This window comes from Anabaena sp. FACHB-1237 (assembly GCF_014696225.1).
Classification (GTDB): domain Bacteria; phylum Cyanobacteriota; class Cyanobacteriia; order Cyanobacteriales; family Nostocaceae; genus FACHB-1237.
Window position 1 is genome coordinate 1 of sequence record NZ_JACJPV010000050.1, and the last position, 19,077, is coordinate 19,077.

Here is a 19,077-nt window from a genome sequence, read left to right on the forward strand (position 1 = left end):
ATAGGGATCTAAATGCCGCAATTAATTTATCGCGTCTGGCTAAGGCGTGTAAGTCTACTGAGGGATAACCGCTCCCATGCTCCCATTGAAGTAGAAAGTAAAGTCTAGTTTTGTCTAGGTTTTATATAGCAGATGATATTAGAAATGATTACTACAATAATGATCTACAAGTTTGAAAATCTGACTTTACAGGAGGTTCAAGTTATGCTAGGAATATCATTAGAAAGAAGTCGCGCTTATCAAGAAATTAAACAAGAAGGAAGACAAGAAGGAAGACAAGAAGGAATCAAAGAAAGTGCTTTAAATTTAGTTATGCGACAGTTAACTAGACGGTTTGGAGAATTACCAGAGGAAGTAAAAAATAAGATTACTAAGTTATCTTTGACTAACTTAGAAAATCTTGCTGAAGCGTTGTTAGATTTTACTAATTTACTAGATGTACAGGTTTGGTTAAATCAACTGCAAGATTAATTTATTGTAGGAGTATTGTAGGGGTTTAGCAGTGCTAAACCCTGAAATTATGTGGGAATTTCTTTATTTTGTTGACGATAGGCAATAATCATTTCCTGGAGAGCATCTTTTACAGCAGTTTCCGTTATTATGAGGTACAGATGTTAATGATAAAACCCTTGTAACACAGGCATCTTGCCTGTTGATAGTGTACCTCATTTACCTCAAATCTGCTGTATCAATGATTTAGGTGAAATTTAATATCTTGGTTAATCATCTACTGTTCATTACTGTAATTATAAACTGACCTAACAATTATTAATCATAATGACGGCGATCGCTTTCCATTCCACATAATAAAAGAAAAGCGATCGCTCTTCATTTTCTTAAATGTTATCTATTGTTGGAAGGATCAGGAAGAACTTTAAAAGAACACTCTGATGAGTTTGATGATGAAACATCTACTGTTCATTACTGTAATTATAAACTGACCTAACAATTATTAATCATAATGACGGCGATCGCTTTCCATTCCACATAACAAAAGAAAAGCGATCGCTCTTCATTTTCTTAAATGTTATCTATTGTTGGAAGGATCAGGAAGAACTTTAAAAGAACACTCTGGTCCAAAACAAGGCATTAACAAGGCAGAAGTATCTCCTCTTTGCTTACTAGCATTGTTATTCCCTTGAAATTTTATTTCTCCTGTAATTCCGTAAAATGTGTTAGAAACTAATTCTTTATGAACTTGAGTATATTCACCAGGTTTTAAGGGCAGATTATTCAATTTAGATAAAGCCTCTATCGTAACATACAAAGAATCATAGGCTAAAGCCATTCGCATAGACTGTTCATGTTGCTCACGTTTGTCAAGTTGCTGACCTTGTGAATATTCTTTGGATAGCATCTCGTTAAGTATAATTTCCTTTTTTTCTCCCTCCCTACGAAGAAAGTATTGCTTGCTTGTATCAGATTCCTTTGACCAAGGCACTACAATCACAAGATTTTTAGCTTTACTTGCATCCTCATAAGCATTGACAACATTACAAGCACCTACTAAAAGATTTGGATATTTAGGTTGTTGTTGTAATTGTAGTATTCTTTTGGTATTGTTAATTTCAATTTCTTCTCCTGGAGATTGAGTAAAAGCATCAGGGCATAAAAAAATAGCTTTGTTTTTTGGATCATTGTTAATATTATCCAAATCCTTATCTATTTCTTGTTTTTCTTCTAGTTTTTTTCCTAATCTATTCAATTTAGATGGATTATATCCTAATTCCTTTACAAAAGAAGTGGAATATAATGTTCCATCTCTATAAAAAACAAATAGTTTTTCTGTTTCAATGCTTTTGTTTTTAAAATAACTTTTTAGCTTCTTAGCCATTCCCTCATTTGTTGAAATAATTTGATAAAGATTTGGTTTGTTTTTCAATGATAATGATTCATCTATTTTCAATGATTCACGTACATTAAAACCTTCTGTAGCTGATGATGAAAAAGTAATTACAGGAATATTCTTGGGATTACTGGCATTATATCGGAGCATTGCATAATATGTAATTCTTGAACCGTAGTGACCTATGATAGCGTATGGGTTTCTGTTTTTTATCTCTTCAGCCACGTTAAAAACATCCACAATATTATCATTATCTTTCTTGTTACCATCTCCCGCATTATTTGTGTCATTAGCCAGTAAAATTAAGACTTTTTTGGAATTAGTTTCATTATGCGTTTTTTGAAGATAACTTATTGCTTGAATAGTGTATCTACTTGTTGCATAATATCCTTCTTCTGGATCAAGTCCTGGAAGAGCAACAGCAATAAGAAGTATATTTTTGATTTCATCAGGTTTGGAGCTAACTTTTTGAAGTATTTTAGCATTCTCTAAAAATATAGATGTTTCGACTCTTACATCATTCAACATTTTCAACGTTGAGGATGAGGTAAGTTTTGCTTTTGTCGTTTCTTTTGTCGTTTCTATTGCCGTTAATGTTTCTTGTAAATACTTTTCTGCATTATCAAAATCTCCTTTACCAAAAGCTTCCATCCCCTGGCGTTTTTTGGTCACAAAATCGCCATTTAACACAGGACTATCGAATATAGATTTTTCCCCACAAGACAAAAAAGCATTAACTATGCTATCAGCTTTTGAGTAGCAAAAAGTTTGTATTGCTTGAGGTAATTTTTTTACTAAATCTATAGTAGGTGGAGTTTGTATTTTAATAGTAGGTGGAACAATTGATCTAAGGCCAAGCGCAAGGAAAAACACGACTAAGAAAAATAATCCCCATTTTTTGATCTTCTCCCGAATTTTGTCGAATAAAGAAGGTTTATCCAACATTTCCCAGGTTAGTTCAGGAATCTTATCTTTCTGAAAGAATATAGGAGGCGGATAGGAAGGATCTAATTGTCTTTTAGCATTTCGTAAAGCTGAAGATAATTTTTTTGTTTTCTTAAATTGTTCAATAAAGCGTTCAAGAAAATTTGCTGCAACTTCATTTGGCACAATTTCTCTAAATACAATTACTCTAGGTACACCAAATTCCAAGGCTTTTTTTGCTAAACCAGTACCATCACAGCAGTTAAAAATAAGTAATTGTAATCCATTATTACTAGCTATATTTAACGCATTTTTTAGCTTATCAATATCCATTTCCTCATGTTCACTAATTGTTATTAAACCCGTGAAATCATCTGCTTCAATAGTTCTACCATGTCCAGCTACTAATATCGCTGACCATCCTTTATCATCTGATAATGTATCTATAATCTTCTGTGTTGTTAGTGGTTCTGGTTTAGGTGGTTCATAATCCAAACTCAATACTTCTGAAATTACCAGTCTTTTAATTTTCTGTAGTAATGTTTCATTTGATATATTTGATACAATAGTTGCATTAGCGCTTAATTTTCTCAGTGCCTGTTTATGCCTATTCAAATCGAGACCGTCTGTCTCTGCAAAAATACCTAATATTCTCATAAATAAATCAACTTCTCAACATCCATACCTCATAATACCAGAAACTGGTGTCAATGTAGTTAATTTACAGCACATTCCATCTACATGAGGTACACTTACACTATCAACACAGCAAGATGCCTGTGTTACAAGGGTTTGATCATTAACATCTGTACCTCATCATCACGGAAACTGCTGTAAAACCATTGTAGAGACGTTCCATGGAACGTCTCTACAATCTTTTTTGGAGATGTATGATTTATTAAATGGTATTATATACTATTTCAGCATTTTTAAATTTATCGAAGAATTTCCACATATCTAAACGCATATATTTTATTAATCGAGGGTCATCTGTCTCAACTCTTACTAGAATAGAATCGTTTTGCTCAAAATAAGCAAGCATTCTTGTTTCTATATTATCAATAAATAAAGGTGAAGACTGTAACCAACTATTAATGCTTTTTTTTAATGAGTCATTGCGTAATTTTAACCCCTGTTGTAACTCCTGTTTCGTTATATTGTGACGAACAGGAGTAGGAGCAACACTGATCAAAGGATTTAGTATCACGTCATTATAATAATTTCTCCACTCCTTATAAGTAGTAAATACGCTATCTGCTGATGGCAAAAAATTTCCCTGAGATTCTCCAGGCTCCTTATGATCTTTTTTCCATTTACCATACACTATGTAAGTAGCTTTATCCGCAGGATGTGTTCGAAATCCAAGGGTGGCAGAGGGGGTGGTAGAGGGCATAATTTATCAGGTTTTATTTGATTATTTATATGAGAATAGCGAAACAATTTTAACCAATTTTGAAACCATTGACAATCCTCAGATACAAAAATTATCACTCATGCTCTGTCCTTCTAAACTTAGCTCTACTCTAAATTTGTCACCTCGATCACACAACAAAGGACTTAGTTGAATGAACAAATTATCTCGCCCTGATGTTATTTTCTGTAGACTTTCCCCAGACTGTAAATCTATTGCAGTGAGACTTAGGTTAATAGGTAAATAGGGATTACCATTACTAGGATGAACCTGGATTAAGACTTGATATTTATTGTTATTCTGGACTTCAATTTCTAATACTAGAATAACAGATTCTTGTTGTGATCCAATATAGAAATTAACCAATTTAGCCCGTTTAAACGACTTGATAACATTAGTAGATAAAGTAACCAATTGTGGTGGTTTTCTGATCAAATCACTTGTTAACTTCCATCCTAATTCTATAGCTTGATCAAATTGAGAATTTAACCATTTTCCCAAATCAATCATGATATTATCTTCTTGAGTTAATTGTTGTAACCATTGTTGATTATTTAACAAGGCACACCATTGTTCAAAATCCCATTTTAAACCACATTTTAAACCAGGAGAATACAAACGAGGAGAATAAGGCGAGGTTTTCATGTATTTCTTGTATTCTTGAATTAATGCTTGTGCTTCAGATTCTTTTAAACTAGACAAATGTTGAACACTACCTTTTTCCTCAGACAATTCTAAAGCTATCCAGAGAGTTTCTAAATCATCAATTACATCATTGGCATCCACAATATAGAGCTTTTCAAATTCATCATAATCGGCTCTTCTTTGCAAATTTTTACGAGAGATAAAACCCCAAATATGTAGATAATTTGTTTCTAAATCTACTCGCACAGGTAAGTAATAATCTCCTGCTAAATTAGGAACATCTACCCATTCTTTCTGAACTTCAAAACCTTCTAAATCTGTGGCATCACTTGGTATTAAAATCAAACGTTTGCCACAAATATTGACAACTGAACCATTAATAAATTGCCAAATTCTTGCCAAGTCATTCTCACTAGGAAAAAGTTGATTATTAGATTCTATTTCTTGATATTCTTTAAGCCATTTTCTGAATAATTTGTGACAAAGATAATTAAAATAAGCGTAATTACGCCTTGTTGGATTGGCATAATAACGAGTATTACCTTCGGCTTCTTTTTTATCTTGCTCACTAATTTTAATCCACAGATGCTCTAGGTAAAAGTTTTTTAGTTCTTCTATATTCAGCATAACTACTTCCTCTTGATTGTTGATTTGATTGAAACTGATATTCATGGTTATATCTCCTTTTTGTGATTTTGATGTACTCAAATTAATCTCTATTTTGTTCTTATCCACTGGGATAGATAGTTTCTAGCAACCTCATCTAAGTTAATGTTATATTGATCCTGAACTTTTGAGATCATAATATCTGTCTTCATGTTGATTGTTGTGTGTGAGGTAACAATATATGCACTAAAAATCTGCTCAAATTCATCAACAAAAATTCTCTTTAAAATTGGAATTCTCAACTGTTGACCATTTACTGCTCTATTCTTCAAAAGCTGTATAAACAAGTTTAATTGTTCAGATGATGGTTCGGTACCGCAAGATGGAAAATACCCCTTTGCTATTTTGTCATATAATCTATTCAATTGGCGGGAAACGATATACTGCCTTGTTATGTATCGTTCAGCAATCTCAACTTGATTGATGTCCAACCCATGATTTAAGATTGCAAAGATTATTCGTCTATTTATTTCTGGGTTACTTCTGCCATCTAGTCTACGTAATAAATTACGAATAAAATCGCATAAATCTAATAATAAACAAGAATCATATTCTGGACTAATTACTGTACTTTCAACGCCATGAGCATCTATACTTACAGTATGACTAGCTATAGGTGATCTTTCATAATCTCTTATTGCTTGTCCAATTTTTTCTAACATTATTTTGGATTTTGCGCCATTAATAGATTCCCAAGTTTCTGGTTTTATTTCATTATATCTATCAGCAACTAGTTGATAATTATCTTCCTTCCATTGACTGATAGCAAGGTGCGAAGGTAATATTTCACTGGTTCTTACTTCTTTAAATCTGTTAAAAAAAAACATATATTGTTCTGTATTTTCATGATTATATCCTGCTCTTTCTAAGGATGATTGTACTCTTTTACTTGTTGTTCTAGCAGCTAGTCCTACATTGCTATGGCCTATGGTAGTATCTCCTACAAGTTCTCTTAGAATAACAAAAATCTGGTATTTAATTTTACGGTCAACATAGCCAGTAAAAATCCGAAATTGAATCTGAGCAGAACTTTCATCAAAAGTATATCTACTAAAGTCAAAATCTTGAATAAATAGTTCTGGTGCAAATTCTGTTGAGGAACAAGATAAAAAATTCTGAGCAGATATTAGTAAAGTATCTTGATGCTGGTTTCTAAAATCATCTGGCATTCTTGAAAGAAATTTATTTACGGTTATTTGGCAACGCTGACATAACCAGTGATACAGTTCTATTCTAAAGTTCTTTATTAAAATAAAAACAATATTCAAATATAAAACTAGATATGGCTTGACCGGAAAAGCACAAATTAAGATTAAACGAAAAATTAAACGACGATTATCCATAACTAGATTACCCTTTTTTAAATTTTCTTAAGTCACAGACAAGTAATAGTATATACTATATACTATTATTTCCCTTAATTAGTTGCAATTCAAGCTAGTTTATGGGGGTTTTATCCCCCCTATAATTAATTCATTTGAGAGTTTCAATTCTTACCGCAGCTTTTACACCTCTATCGTCTACCACAAAAGCTTGTAAATCATTACCATCTTGGGCAATGATAAAATTATCGGCCGCATAAGTGTTGTTTGCAGTGTTTGTGAAGCAATAGCGAGGATTATAGCTATAAATGATTAGCCCATCTGGAGAATCATAAAGTTCAACATCCTGAGTTACACATTCGTTTTTTTTAGTCTCAGGATTCCAATAGGTAGTCATGGAAACTCCTGAATAGCCGTCTATTTTTAAAATACTACGGTGGACGATGCTGCTAACACTCCATTGTATAACCCAGGATAAGTCAAATGGCTCATTTGGTCTGGTTAAATCAGATTGAGCAATAAGACTGTGGTGGACGGGAGTTTGATGAGGTTGAGTTTCAGGAGTTTTGGCTATAACTGGTGGAGAAAAAGTAAATATCCCAGCAGCAATAAATAAAGCAATATTTCCTAGATTTTTTTGCAGTCTCACGGGTATTATCCTCAATGGTTATCTATTAGATAATTGATTGATGATTCAAAAAATATGCAGCATGAGCTAATTATTTTTTCTTCTTATAATGTCAGAACTTACCCAAAACATAACGAAAGTAGGGGTAATTCATGAATTACCCCTAGGGAATAATCAGGTTTTGAGTCCAATTTTGCGTAATTCCTAAATGTGTATTGATTAGCTCAAAGGCTACATTGACTAATTGAGGATAAGTTAGTTAAAAACAGTTAAAAATAGTTAAAAACTAAAGGTGGTACGAACTATTCCTATATATACGGGATCGTTGCTGTTGTTATGATTGGGATTGAAAACGGCATACAAGGCAGGAGTAATAGTGATATTTTTGTTAACAGGATATTTGTACTGTAATTCCACCAGATAAGAAGTATCCTTATCAGATGGAAAACCTTTGACGTAGCCAGCACGTGGTAGCTGACCTCCTGCTAATGACAGAATAGCCCCTTCTTTACCAACATCAAGCACAGAAAAGTGAGCATTCCAGTTCCATAGTTCAGCTTGAGAGTCTATTCCCTGTGCATTTGCTTGAGAGTAACCTATCCAACCGCCAGCTTGGAATTTCTCATTAATTTTCAAGTCTGCGTTTAAACCAAAGCCGTCTTGACTGGCTGCGGCTTTTCCTTGAAAGGGATCTTTACCAATAGGACTTCCGGTACTACTAACAAGGTTCACTGAGCCTTGATTATAGTAGGTGTGCAAATAGGCCACACCAAAATTTAGATTTTTAGTAGGCTTGTAATTTAGTTGTAAACCTGTACTAAAATTGCTATTAAAAAAGCCTTGATTGGGATTGCTCGTCTGAATTGAATCGGTGACGTAAAGGGCTATTAAATCAGCTTGATCGCTCAATTTATATTGAAGTCCTACCCCTGCACCTTCAGGTCCTCTATGGGTAGAAGGATTATAACGATTAAATCGCGTCACTGTTCCTGGGCCACTAGAGTTTAAATTGGGATTGCCTGTGATGAAAATGTCATCAATATCTAAACCTACTGTACCTATCCAGAATTGACTTTTTTTGCCATCGCTCCATCTGTAGTAGACTTCATTGAGTGAAACATTATTGTTGTTTCCAGCATCAAAAGATGTCCGACTCATATCAGTACCAGTCACCGCTGATAAATTGGGAACATTATTGGCTTGGAAACGAATCTTGAGCAAATCTTTCCCTGTAAAGCTGGTCTTAAAATTAAGTCGGACGCGATCGCTTAGAGTTGCTTCCCCTTTATCAGTAAAAATTGGGGCAAAAATGGCTTCTCCTGTTAACTTAGTCGTGGTGGAAAACTGATTATTTTCTAAAACATCAGTTCTTTCCTCTAATTTGGCAACTCTTGCGCCAAGGGTTTTTAATTCTGCTTGAAATTCTTGATTTAAACGACGTAAGGTTTCTAAGTCTTCCTTTGTAGCTAGGTTAGCTGTTCCAGAATCAATCAATTGTTGTACTTGCTGTAAACAAGTATCCAAAGCTGCTGCAAATTCGTAACGAGTTAAAGCTCGATTACCGCGAAATGTCCCATCAGGATATCCAGCAATACAACCATAACGTTCCACCAAACTCGCCAATGCTTGATAAGCCCAATCACTTGGCTGCACGTCCTCTAGCTGGTTAACATTGGTGATTTGACCAAGAGAATCAGAAGCATCTAAACCTAAAGTCTCTTGAGCTAAAATAGGACTTGGCAAGATCAAAATTATCATTGCTGCGAAAAACAGACGAATTTTTTTGAACATCATTCCTACTACTTCTTGAATTACTATCTTCCGTGTAATTTATTAAGTAGAAGTAGTTAATTAAACAGTATACACGAATTGTCAAGTAAGTATTTAAGTATTGCCTGATTTAATTAGACCCCTCTACTAAATTAAGCATTGAGACTCGAAGCCTGAAAATATGCAAATGATGTTTTTTGAAAAAATTACTCAAATATTTTCCTGAATATTGCATAAAAAAATCTAGTTTACACAATAACTATATAAACCACAAAATATTACTACCAAGGTGTGTATATATGCTGAAAAAATTTTTAAGCATCCTTTTAGCAGGAACAAGCCTATCTATCTTCAATCCGCAAATAGCATTAGCAGAACGGGCAAGACCTTTTTTGAGAGCGGAAACTTTCTATCCAGATGTTTGCACAATAGCATTAGAAGGAGAAGTTTACTATTGTAACTATTTAGTGATGGGTTTCTTTAGCGATGGTAATGGCAATATTCAGTTTTGCGATTATAGAAGCAATTGCTTCATCTTGATTATGGATGTGAATGCAGCTGAGAAAATTGTCAACGACCAATCTTTTTCTATTACAGACTTAGCATGGCAAAGAAACAATAAAATTGTCAATCGGTTTGAAGGATATCTCGACTGTGCAGCAAGTACGGAAGGAATTGGATGCATTGGAACATTAAGTGATGGTAAATCTATTGCTATCTACACAAAGTAGCAATTTTTATGGGCCATAAATGGTTGAAAAATCTGGGTTTTGTAATTCCAGGTAATTAAAAATCCAGATTTTTAATTATTCATTAAAGCGTTATGCTTTTATTAATCACATGGAGAAAAGTAATGATAACTAGATTTAGTGATGGCAGTTTTATCGAAAATTACCAAATCATTGAACTAAAAAGAACAGGAAGCATAGCTAATACCTACTTAGCCAAAGATAAAAATTCACAGGAATTTGTTATTATTAAACAATTTTCCTGCCAATATCCAGATACTCAAAAAGTCGAAAAAGCGCAGAAATTGTTTCAAAGAGAAGTTGAAATCCTTCGTCGGTTACATCACAATCAAATTCCTAAATTAGTTGAGACATTTAACTTGAATAATCAAAATTTATTGTTGGTTCAACAGTATATTGAAGGAGAAACCTATCATGAATGTGTTTTTGAAAGAAAAGAAAAATTTACCGAATTACAAGTCATACAATTTTTATTAGATGTTGTTAAAATTTTAATATATGTTCACTCCCAAGGAATAATCCATCGAGACATTTCTCTTGATAATTTGATGTATCGTCAACACAAAAAACCAGTTCTGATTGACTTTGGATGTAGTACATGGCCAGTAAACCAATTAAACCCAGGTTTAGTACCAACAAGAATTTTGAAAGCTGGCTACTCACCTCCTGAAGTAGAGAATGGAAATCCTCAATATAGCAGCGATTTGTATTCATTAGCTGTGACAGCTTTAGTATTATTGACAGGTAAACCACCAGAGGAATTATTTGATATTCATACTAATGAGTGGAAGTGGTCAAAAATAACAATTAGTCCTGAACTTCAAACAATTTTAATAAAAATGCTGCAAGTTGAACCAAATGCACGGTATCAAACGGCTCAAGAAGTATTCGCAGCATTAAAATTATTATCATCTTCATCATATATAACAACACAACAGACTATTACTCATATAAGATCCTCTTCTTCATCTTCTTCACTAAAAAATAAGCGATGGAAAAACCATTTTTCATGGCTAACACTCTGCTTTGTAGTGGGATTATTGATTGGAGTTATTAAATTAATGCCACTCATATTTCCGTCAGCCAAAATGACAACTGGCTTTTTATACAAAAACATGACACGAGAACAAATAGAAATTAACGAATTAATCAACTCTCAGCAATTTTCTTTAGCTATTTCACAATTAGAACAATATCGTCAAAAAAATCCTCGCAATAGCCAAGCTCTAATTGTGTTAGAAAATGCTAAAATTGGCTCAAAGAAGTCTATTAAAATTGCTGTTGTTGCCCCAATTAGTGATGATTTAGATAAAGCTGAAGAAATGATTAGGGGTTTAGCGCAAGCACAATGGGAAGTTAATACAAAAGGTGGTATTAATGGGCTTCCTATTAAGGTAATTTTTGTTGATGACGCGAAAGACAAAAATACAGTCAAAAAAATAGCCCAAGCAGTTGTTAATAATCAAGATATACTGGGAGTTATTGGGCATTTAAGTAGTGATAATTCTATTGCTGCAAGTGAGGTCTACCAAAAAGCAAAAATCTTAATGATTTCTCCCACTGCGACTTCTACTAACCTTACAGGTAAAGGCGAATATATTAAAAGAACTGTACTAAATGATGCTATTGCTGGCGGTACACTCGCTAGGTATGTTAGTCAAAAATTACAGAAAAAATCCCTAGCTATCTTCTATAATTCCCAAAATGATTATAGTAAATCTCTCCGACAATCATTGATAAATGAATATATGATTGAGAAAGGAAGAATAGCTTATGAAGCTGATTTTTCCGATCCAAATTTTAAAGCCGGAGTGATGGTTCGACAAGCAAAAACTGCTGCATCTGACGTAATAATGTTAGCAGCTGATTCTTCTACGTTGGATAAAGCATTACAAGTAATGCAAGCAAATAATAAAAGACTTCTCTTGATCGGAGGAAATTCACTGTATGTTAACGATCCAATCTTAAGTATAGGGTGTAGTGATTCCCAAGGAATAATTTTAGCAGTACCTTGGAATATCAAAAATCATCTCAATTCACCTTATGTAAAAACTGCAAGTAACTTGTTTAAAGCGGAAGTTAGTTGGCGTAGTAAAATGAGCTACGACGCATTATCAGCAATTATTGTAGCATTAAAAAATACTCCTAACCCCACCCGTCAAAGCCTTCAAGAAACCATGTCAAATCCAGATTTTTCTGCCTCAAGTGGTGACGAAGAAGTAGTGAAGTTTGATCCTCAGGGCGATCGCATTAACTCAGTGGAACTTGTAACCGTTACTGCTAATTCGGATGTATGTACATTTGATCCGGTTAAGCTCAAGTAGCAATATCAGAAGTTAATAATTCTATACAGGATGTAGCACGACACTTATTATCCCACATTCCGCACCCTGGGGTGTCACATGGTATTATAACTTAATTTTCTCTTGATTTTTGGATATAAATTATGCCTTGCTGGCATCCTACCTCCGTTAATTTTTTGATAATTAGTATACAATACAACCTCATGTTATCATAAGAAATGGTAAAAACCGATTGTGATAGTTGAGGGTGCGGAAGATATATTATTATAGCAAATCCCGTAACATTTGTCAGAATTGAACGCATATGAACGCAAACGAATGTAGATAAAGTACGGTATTCAGTTCATCTAAACCGCATTGTAAAGGTTCAATTTTGGTGATTTCATGGAATATCAGTATCCCAAAGTGCTTCACCAAATTTAGCAGCAAAGGCTTCTCTTGTATCTAAATCAATATTTTTATATTTTCTTAAATAAAGTCCGTATATCTCTACAACTTTACCGACTAGTTCTAAAGTTTATTTAAACTGATAAAGAGTATCTAAAAAAATTACTGGGATGGCTGTACCCAAAGTTTTGCAAAGAATATCGGTTAAAATGATATCATCCACATTAAAAGCGCTGGTTTGTACTAGTCCTGTGGGAATATTTTGTACGCGTATCTAGTCGTAAATATGGGCAAGCTGGCTATAAAAAACCCCATAAACAAGCATTATGGACTCCAAGCCATTTTGCCATTTCTGTAGGTGGTGCGCCATGAGAAATATTAAAGGAGTATATTAAAAATCAAGAAAAGCCGTCAAGGACGGGGCTTGTATCCCAGATTTTTGGTCATAATATTTTTCTACCCTAGGTTGTTTACTTGACAGGACTTACGCAACTGGGACATTAGTAGGGTGCGGTTCGACAAGCTCACCAACCACGTCAGACAGTATCAATCATGTAAGTACATAGATTTTTGGTATCTGACGCACCTTTACACTTTAGATTAGTCAAAGTCCTAACAATTTTTATCCAACTGCTAAAATTAAGTTATCTATGATGCTATTCTAAAATTGTTAACCAGAAATTATAGAGAGGCAATCTTGCTATGCAAGTTAACAGTCTGGGTTTCGTAGCGAGCATTTTGTTCGTTTTAGTTCCCGCAGTGTTTTTAATAATCCTTTACATTCAAACTGCTAGCCGCGAAAGTGGAAAAAATAGTTAACACTTTGACTATCAGTTATCAGTGGTCAGCTATCAGCTTATAATAAAAAACTGACTACTGACTACTGACTACTGACTACTGACTACTGACTATTAAGCATTAGTTCTGGCTAACAATACTGGACAAGTAGCATTGACACGAACATAGTCTGATAAAGATGAACCAATTAAACGATCAATATCAACAAAACTCTTAGCAATAGAAGGCCGACGATCTGGAGAACCAATTAATAACAAGTCAACGCCCAGTTTATCTGCTACTCGACAAATTTCTTCCCCAGGTTTACCGCTACTAGTAACACAGCGCACTGCAATAGCTTGTTTTTCTGCTTCTATCATGGCTTTTCCTAATACAGAATCTCTTTCCGGCTTAATATCAGTCACTCCCGATACTTTACCGCCTAAATCTGTATTAATATTGACTAAAACTAGTTGTCCGCCATTAACACCACGTAGTAAAAATAGTGCTAGGTTTAGGCACTTTTTGGCAGAGTCAGAACCATCCATTGCTACCATTACCCGTCTAATACTCTTTACATAAATGTCATCTTTAACCAATAACATGGGGCGAGAAGACAATTGAAATACGTACTGGCTGACAGAGTTGCTTAAGATAGATTGTAGTCTTTTTAGACCACGAGAACCCATAATGATCAAATCAGCATCTATTTCATTTGCTACTTGACAAACCACGTCCTTGGGTTCACCTTGACGTAAAATTGAAGAAACTTGACTAGGATCTAAGTTTAAATGCTGAATTGCATTGGCAAGAATTTTACCACCTTCTTCCCATTTATCAGTCATCATGGCCGCAGTACTTTGTCCAGCAACAACGTGGAGAATAGTCACTTTTGCACCTTGGATAGAAGGTAATGCTTTGAGGTTTTTCAGCATTTCTTCCGCGTGTCCTAAGCCAGAAACAGCTAGTAAAATCTTTTGTATCATTTTTACGCCTTTGTTGTGAGGGTTTGTGGGTTTTCCTGCTAATATTGAGCTTCAGAAGGTTTTCCTGAACTATTTGATAACCTAGTTAAGAATAGGCATAAAGTAAATTATTAGCAGTAAAACTAATATCAAAGATGAAAAAAGTAACAAATATTTAACTAATATTTAACTAATGTTGGACTAATGTTTGAGTGTCTTTAGGACTCATTTTTGACAATGATCACTAAGTTATCTATTAACTTATGATTTATTATATCGTTAAATTATCCTTAATAAAATTAATAAAATATAATGTTAATAATTATTAATAATTGAGTAGTCAGTAGTCAGTAATGAGTAAATGGCTGAAAGCTGATGGCTGAAAGCTGATAGCTGAAAAATACTTGTAATATTGACTTGTAATAGTTACTTGTAATAGTTTTATGTTAGCACTAGGATGAATTAGTAAAGTTATCAATGAAAACCAGTATGGATAAATTACGGATCAATCAGTTAGTGGAAAGTATTGAACAAGACCTAGTTCCTAACTTAATATTAGAAAGTGTAGATCCTCATGATCCTATAGAAATCCATCAAATTCCTCAACCTTGGGAAATTGTTGGTAAGGGTAATTACGCTGCCGTAGTGTATCATCCTCAATATTTGGATTTAGTGGTCAAAATTTATGCACCTGGTAGACCTGGTTTTGAGGAAGAGGTGGAGGTATATAATCGTTTAGGTTCTCATCCAGCATTTTCTGAGTGCTTTTATGCTAATAATGGTTTATTGGTTTTAAAAAGACTGTATGGTGTGACTTTATATGATTGTATGCAAAGAGGTTTAAGGATTCCTAAGCAAGTGATAGAAGATATAGATCAGGCTTTAAAGGATGCGATCGCTAGAGGGTTATATCCCCATGACGTACATGGAAAAAATGTGATGATGTTTGAAGGTAGAGGTTTAGTGGTAGATATTTCTGATTTTTTACACCAAGAGAAGTGTGGTAAGTGGGAGAATTTAAAAAGGGCGTATTATTGGATATATCGGCCGATAATTTCGCCGTTGGGGTTAAAAATCTCACCGTCCTTATTGAATGCTGTGAGGAAAACTTATCGGTTTTTTACGAATTTAAAGGAAAAGTTTTTTACTAAAACTAAATAGGTGACTGTTGACTGCTGACTGCTGACTCCTTATAAATCAGAAACCTTAAAAACTACTAAAGTCATATCATCAGTATTTTGGCGATCGCTGCCAATAAATTGTTCTACCCTATCAAATAAATAATCTACAATTTCTTGAGGATTTTGACAATATTTACAAGCTGTAGTGAAAGCGGTAATAAAATTATCTTCCTCAAAGCGATCGCCTCCAGCAGCAGCAGCATCAGTCAAACCATCAGTATAATAAATAATAGTATCACCAACTTCTAATTGAGCTTGGCCATCTTCATATTGACTATTAGCATCTAAGCCAATTAACATACCCAAAGTATCTAAACGGCTAACAGTTTTAGTAGATGCGTGCCACCATAGAGGGGGATTATGAGCAGCATTACTATAACATAAAATGCGCGTTTGGGGATGATATTCAGAATAAAACATAGTGACAAAACGATGAGAATTTTCCAAATCAGCATACATAACACGATTCAAATTTTGTAAAATACCTGCTGGAGAATTACCATGTAAAACCTCACCACGTAACATTCCTCGCATCATCGTCATAATTAAACCTGCGGGAACACCTTTACCCATCACATCACCAATTACTAAACCCCAATTAGTGTCTTTTTCAGATAGTAATTGATGATTAAACTGATGATTAATATTATTATTAGTAGGGATAAAATCATAATAATCACCTCCTACACGATTAGCAGGTTTACATCGTGCTGCTAACAATAAACCAGGGATATTAGGACATTGACGGGGTAAAAGTCGACGTTGAATTTCCGCACCAATTTCTAATTCTTGATCCAAACGTTCTTTTTTTCTTAATTCTGCTGCTAATTGATCATTTTCAATAGCGACAGAAGTTTGATCTGCCACTAATCTAACTAACTTTTGTCTAGTTTCAGTCCAAGTATATTGAGGATCACGACTGAGAACATATAACCATCCACGTTCTGTATATTTAACTAAAATTGCCGTACCAAATATTTGCACATCAGGACCTAAATAACGGTGCATTTGATCATCTAAAATACTGGGAGATTTAATAGGAGAATTACCAGAAGTGGAATTAGGTAAAAGAGTAATTTGACTAGTAGCAGTTTCTAAGGCTTTTCTAATATGTTTTCGTTGTTGACTATCTTGCCAGTGTAACTGTTCTAACCTAATTTGCCCATTAGGTTTATAAAGAAATAAAGCACTACCATCGGCATCTGTAACCCTGCTGGCCATTAAAGGGATAAGTTCTAAAAATTGGTTTAAATTATTAAAACTTCTCAAAGCAAAACCTAAAGAACTCAATAAGTCTTGAATTTTATTTTGTTCGCGGCTTAGTCTATTGACAAGTTCTCTTAATGCTACTACAGGAGGGACATCTGTGGTAGCATTAGCATGACTATCAGGTTGATAAGAAGGAAATTGGGACACTGGTTAATATGGCAATTAAGAATAAGATACGGGGAACACTTTATCAATGCAGTTGCTAATGTTTCTAATATATTGCTCAATTATCTTGATTAAGATTAATAATTTTAGCAAGAGTAGAAAACCGTAAAAAATACACTGGGCTAATATTGTTAATACTGCTTTGATTTCCTCATGTCAATTATTACTCAGGAAATATTGTGGCAGCTTGTAGGGTGTAGTAGGTCTCAAAGATAGTAGAATTGAAGGGCTGACTGCTGATAGCTGACTGCTGACTAGCAATTACCCTAAATACTAAATAAGTGCAAACATTTAACTGGTATACCACAAATTCTGGAAATATTACCTGAGATAGATTTTTTATATATAGGACTTACGCAAGTGTCACACTAAAAAATCTGTTGAGTGGGTGCGTCAGATATCAACAATTTGGTTATTTACATGATTTATACTGTCTGACGTGGTTAGTGAGCTTGTCGAACCACACCCTACCAATGTGCCAGTTGCGTAAGTCCTGATATAGTCAGCAATAGGGGACAGACAACAATTCTCTTATCAATTTTATAAAGCAATATGTATAATATTAATTATATACAGCAGTTTCCGAGATTCTGATATATAGATATACAACATAAAATTCTTGTAGTGCAGGCATCTTCTCCGCTAATAGTTTACCTCATGCAGATGTAATGTGCTTTATTGTACAATTGTTTATTATCTAACACAGAACTTACATAAATGGTGCTAGGGTGCGTCAGACATCAAAAATCTGTCTATGTACAAAATTTATGTCCTCAGACGCACAACTTTAAGCATTTAATCTTTTAAACACTAATAACCAATTAACTACCTGTATCAACTATTTATAGAAACATAGTAATTGATTAATCTCTAGAGGATCACAATAAATAGATGAAAAATTACTAAAACCATGTTTATCAGAAATTGCTTTTAAAGTTGTTGCAGTTTCGGGAAAATCACTGCTACAAATATGATTATTAAACATTGTATATTCTTCAGGAGTTAATAAATTCCAATATTTTGCTACGTTACTCATATAACGTTTTAGATAGGTATTTCTGTCTTCGTGTTCTTTACGGGTCACATCAATAAGAATGAAAATTCCTCCAGAGTTCAGCATAGTTTTTAACTGATAAATTATATGATCTTTTTCCTCAAGTTGTAAATGATGAAGTGCAAGAGATATCAAAATTACATCAAATTTCTGATCATGATTTGCAGCTAATTCATCAGTTAATTGCCAACAATCTCCTGTGATAAAATTAGCTGGACAGTTAATTTTAGCCAGATTTTTCTCAGCATCTTGCAATGCGGGAATAGATACATCTATGGCTGTGTATTGAGCAATTTTAGTATTTAATAATGCTTGAGTGGTAAATCTTGCATCACCACATCCTAATTCTAACATTGTAAAAGGTTGATCAAAGTAATTCTGTAATAATTCCTGGAGGACATGATAAATTTCTTGATGGTACATATAATTATTGTTTAATACTTTTTGATAAATTTGCCATTGCTTGCTAAAAAATTCTTCAGCAGCAAATGACTGATCTTCATTACTGTCAACTTGTGTGTTTTGCAATTGTGTGTAATCTGACATATTTATGACTTGAATTTTATTTTCTGAACAACAATATTATATAGGAATAATATTTGATTTATGAAAAGATAGCTAGGGTGCGTCAGAATGCATAAATTGTATGAATCAACTATCAATCAACAGATTTATACAGCAGTTTCGGTTATTATGAGGTACAGATGTTAATGATAAAACCCTTGTAGTGCGCGCATCTTGCTGTGCTAATAGTGTACCTCATGTAGATGGAATATGCTGTAATATCTGACGCACCCTAAAATACTAATTTTTTCCAAATTCAAATATGAGTCCTATGTCATTGTACCATAATTTCCCAATCGGCATTGTATAATGGCGGTATGAATTTCATTTCGCGCATCAGCGAAGCGAATTTCAGTATGTTAGATGCAAAGTTTCAAATTTTGAATTTCTCAATTTCATACCTGAGTTCAGTAATACCTCCCAATCCTCATATTGTAAACCTTCTATTTAG

At 33.9% G+C, this 19,077-nt stretch carries 14 protein-coding genes and 2 pseudogenes; 6 read left to right on the forward strand and 10 right to left on the reverse strand.

Annotated elements, in window-relative coordinates:
• Positions 1–204 precede the first annotated feature (204 nt).
• A complete protein-coding gene (locus H6F32_RS17710) occupies positions 205–471 on the forward strand; it encodes a DUF4351 domain-containing protein (protein ID WP_242031172.1) in 267 nt (88 codons plus the stop codon).
• 556 nt (positions 472–1,027) lie between these two features.
• On the opposite strand, the gene H6F32_RS17715 is transcribed toward H6F32_RS17710, so the two are convergent.
• From H6F32_RS17715 to H6F32_RS17740, 6 genes are all read right to left on the reverse strand, one after another.
• A complete protein-coding gene (locus H6F32_RS17715) occupies positions 1,028–3,427 on the reverse strand; it encodes a CHAT domain-containing protein (protein WP_190370619.1) in 2,400 nt (799 codons plus the stop codon).
• Between the two features lie 241 nt (positions 3,428–3,668).
• Positions 3,669–4,163, reverse strand: coding sequence for a hypothetical protein (locus tag H6F32_RS17720; RefSeq protein WP_190370620.1), 495 nt, complete (start codon positions 4,161–4,163; stop codon positions 3,669–3,671).
• Between the two features lie 78 nt (positions 4,164–4,241).
• Complete coding sequence (locus H6F32_RS17725) at positions 4,242–5,498, reverse strand: DUF1822 family protein (protein ID WP_190370621.1); 1,257 nt, start codon at positions 5,496–5,498, stop codon at positions 4,242–4,244.
• A 44-nt stretch (positions 5,499–5,542) separates the two neighbouring features.
• Positions 5,543–6,835, reverse strand: a complete 1,293-nt coding sequence (locus tag H6F32_RS17730) for a hypothetical protein (protein ID WP_190370622.1) — start codon at positions 6,833–6,835, stop codon at positions 5,543–5,545.
• A gap of 130 nt (positions 6,836–6,965) precedes the next feature.
• Positions 6,966–7,463 (reverse strand): hypothetical protein, encoded by a 498-nt coding sequence (locus H6F32_RS17735; RefSeq protein ID WP_190370623.1) that lies wholly within the window; start codon positions 7,461–7,463, stop codon positions 6,966–6,968.
• Between the two features lie 258 nt (positions 7,464–7,721).
• Positions 7,722–9,236, reverse strand: a complete 1,515-nt coding sequence (locus H6F32_RS17740; protein ID WP_190370624.1) for an iron uptake porin — start codon at positions 9,234–9,236, stop codon at positions 7,722–7,724.
• 275 nt (positions 9,237–9,511) lie between these two features.
• Here H6F32_RS17740 and H6F32_RS17745 point away from each other — a divergent pair, with 275 nt between their 5' ends.
• On the forward strand, positions 9,512–9,943 hold the full coding sequence (locus H6F32_RS17745) for a hypothetical protein (protein WP_190370625.1): 432 nt from the start codon (positions 9,512–9,514) through the stop codon (positions 9,941–9,943).
• A gap of 122 nt (positions 9,944–10,065) precedes the next feature.
• Positions 10,066–12,285, forward strand: a complete 2,220-nt coding sequence (locus H6F32_RS17750; RefSeq protein WP_190370626.1) for a bifunctional serine/threonine-protein kinase/ABC transporter substrate-binding protein — start codon at positions 10,066–10,068, stop codon at positions 12,283–12,285.
• A 300-nt stretch (positions 12,286–12,585) separates the two neighbouring features.
• Here the strand turns inward: H6F32_RS17750 and H6F32_RS20685 are convergent.
• Positions 12,586–12,919, reverse strand: a pseudogene (locus H6F32_RS20685) (phosphoadenosine phosphosulfate reductase family protein); the annotation flags it as partial.
• 2 nt (positions 12,920–12,921) lie between these two features.
• Between H6F32_RS20685 and H6F32_RS20690 the strand changes: the two are divergent.
• Together H6F32_RS20690 and psbM are read left to right on the forward strand one after the other, a co-directional pair.
• Positions 12,922–13,023, forward strand: a pseudogene (locus H6F32_RS20690) (IS200/IS605 family transposase); the annotation flags it as partial.
• A 330-nt stretch (positions 13,024–13,353) separates the two neighbouring features.
• Positions 13,354–13,470 carry a photosystem II reaction center protein PsbM gene (gene psbM / locus H6F32_RS17755; RefSeq protein ID WP_190370627.1) on the forward strand — a complete coding sequence of 39 codons (117 nt, stop codon included), beginning with the start codon at positions 13,354–13,356 and terminating at the stop codon, positions 13,468–13,470.
• Positions 13,471–13,562: 92 nt separating this feature from the next.
• On the opposite strand, the gene H6F32_RS17760 is transcribed toward psbM, so the two are convergent.
• Positions 13,563–14,414 carry a universal stress protein gene (locus tag H6F32_RS17760; RefSeq protein WP_190370628.1) on the reverse strand — a complete coding sequence of 284 codons (852 nt, stop codon included), beginning with the start codon at positions 14,412–14,414 and terminating at the stop codon, positions 13,563–13,565.
• Between the two features lie 468 nt (positions 14,415–14,882).
• On the opposite strand from H6F32_RS17760, the gene H6F32_RS17765 reads away from it, so the two are divergent.
• Positions 14,883–15,554 carry a serine/threonine protein kinase gene (locus H6F32_RS17765; RefSeq protein ID WP_190370638.1) on the forward strand — a complete coding sequence of 224 codons (672 nt, stop codon included), beginning with the start codon at positions 14,883–14,885 and terminating at the stop codon, positions 15,552–15,554.
• Positions 15,555–15,583: 29 nt separating this feature from the next.
• Here H6F32_RS17765 and H6F32_RS17770 read toward each other — a convergent pair whose 3' ends face one another.
• Both H6F32_RS17770 and H6F32_RS17775 read right to left on the reverse strand, forming a co-directional pair.
• Complete coding sequence (locus H6F32_RS17770; protein ID WP_190370629.1) at positions 15,584–16,990, reverse strand: SpoIIE family protein phosphatase; 1,407 nt, start codon at positions 16,988–16,990, stop codon at positions 15,584–15,586.
• A gap of 856 nt (positions 16,991–17,846) precedes the next feature.
• Positions 17,847–18,608, reverse strand: a complete 762-nt coding sequence (locus H6F32_RS17775) for a class I SAM-dependent methyltransferase (protein WP_190370630.1) — start codon at positions 18,606–18,608, stop codon at positions 17,847–17,849.
• Positions 18,609–19,077: the final 469 nt, after the last annotated feature.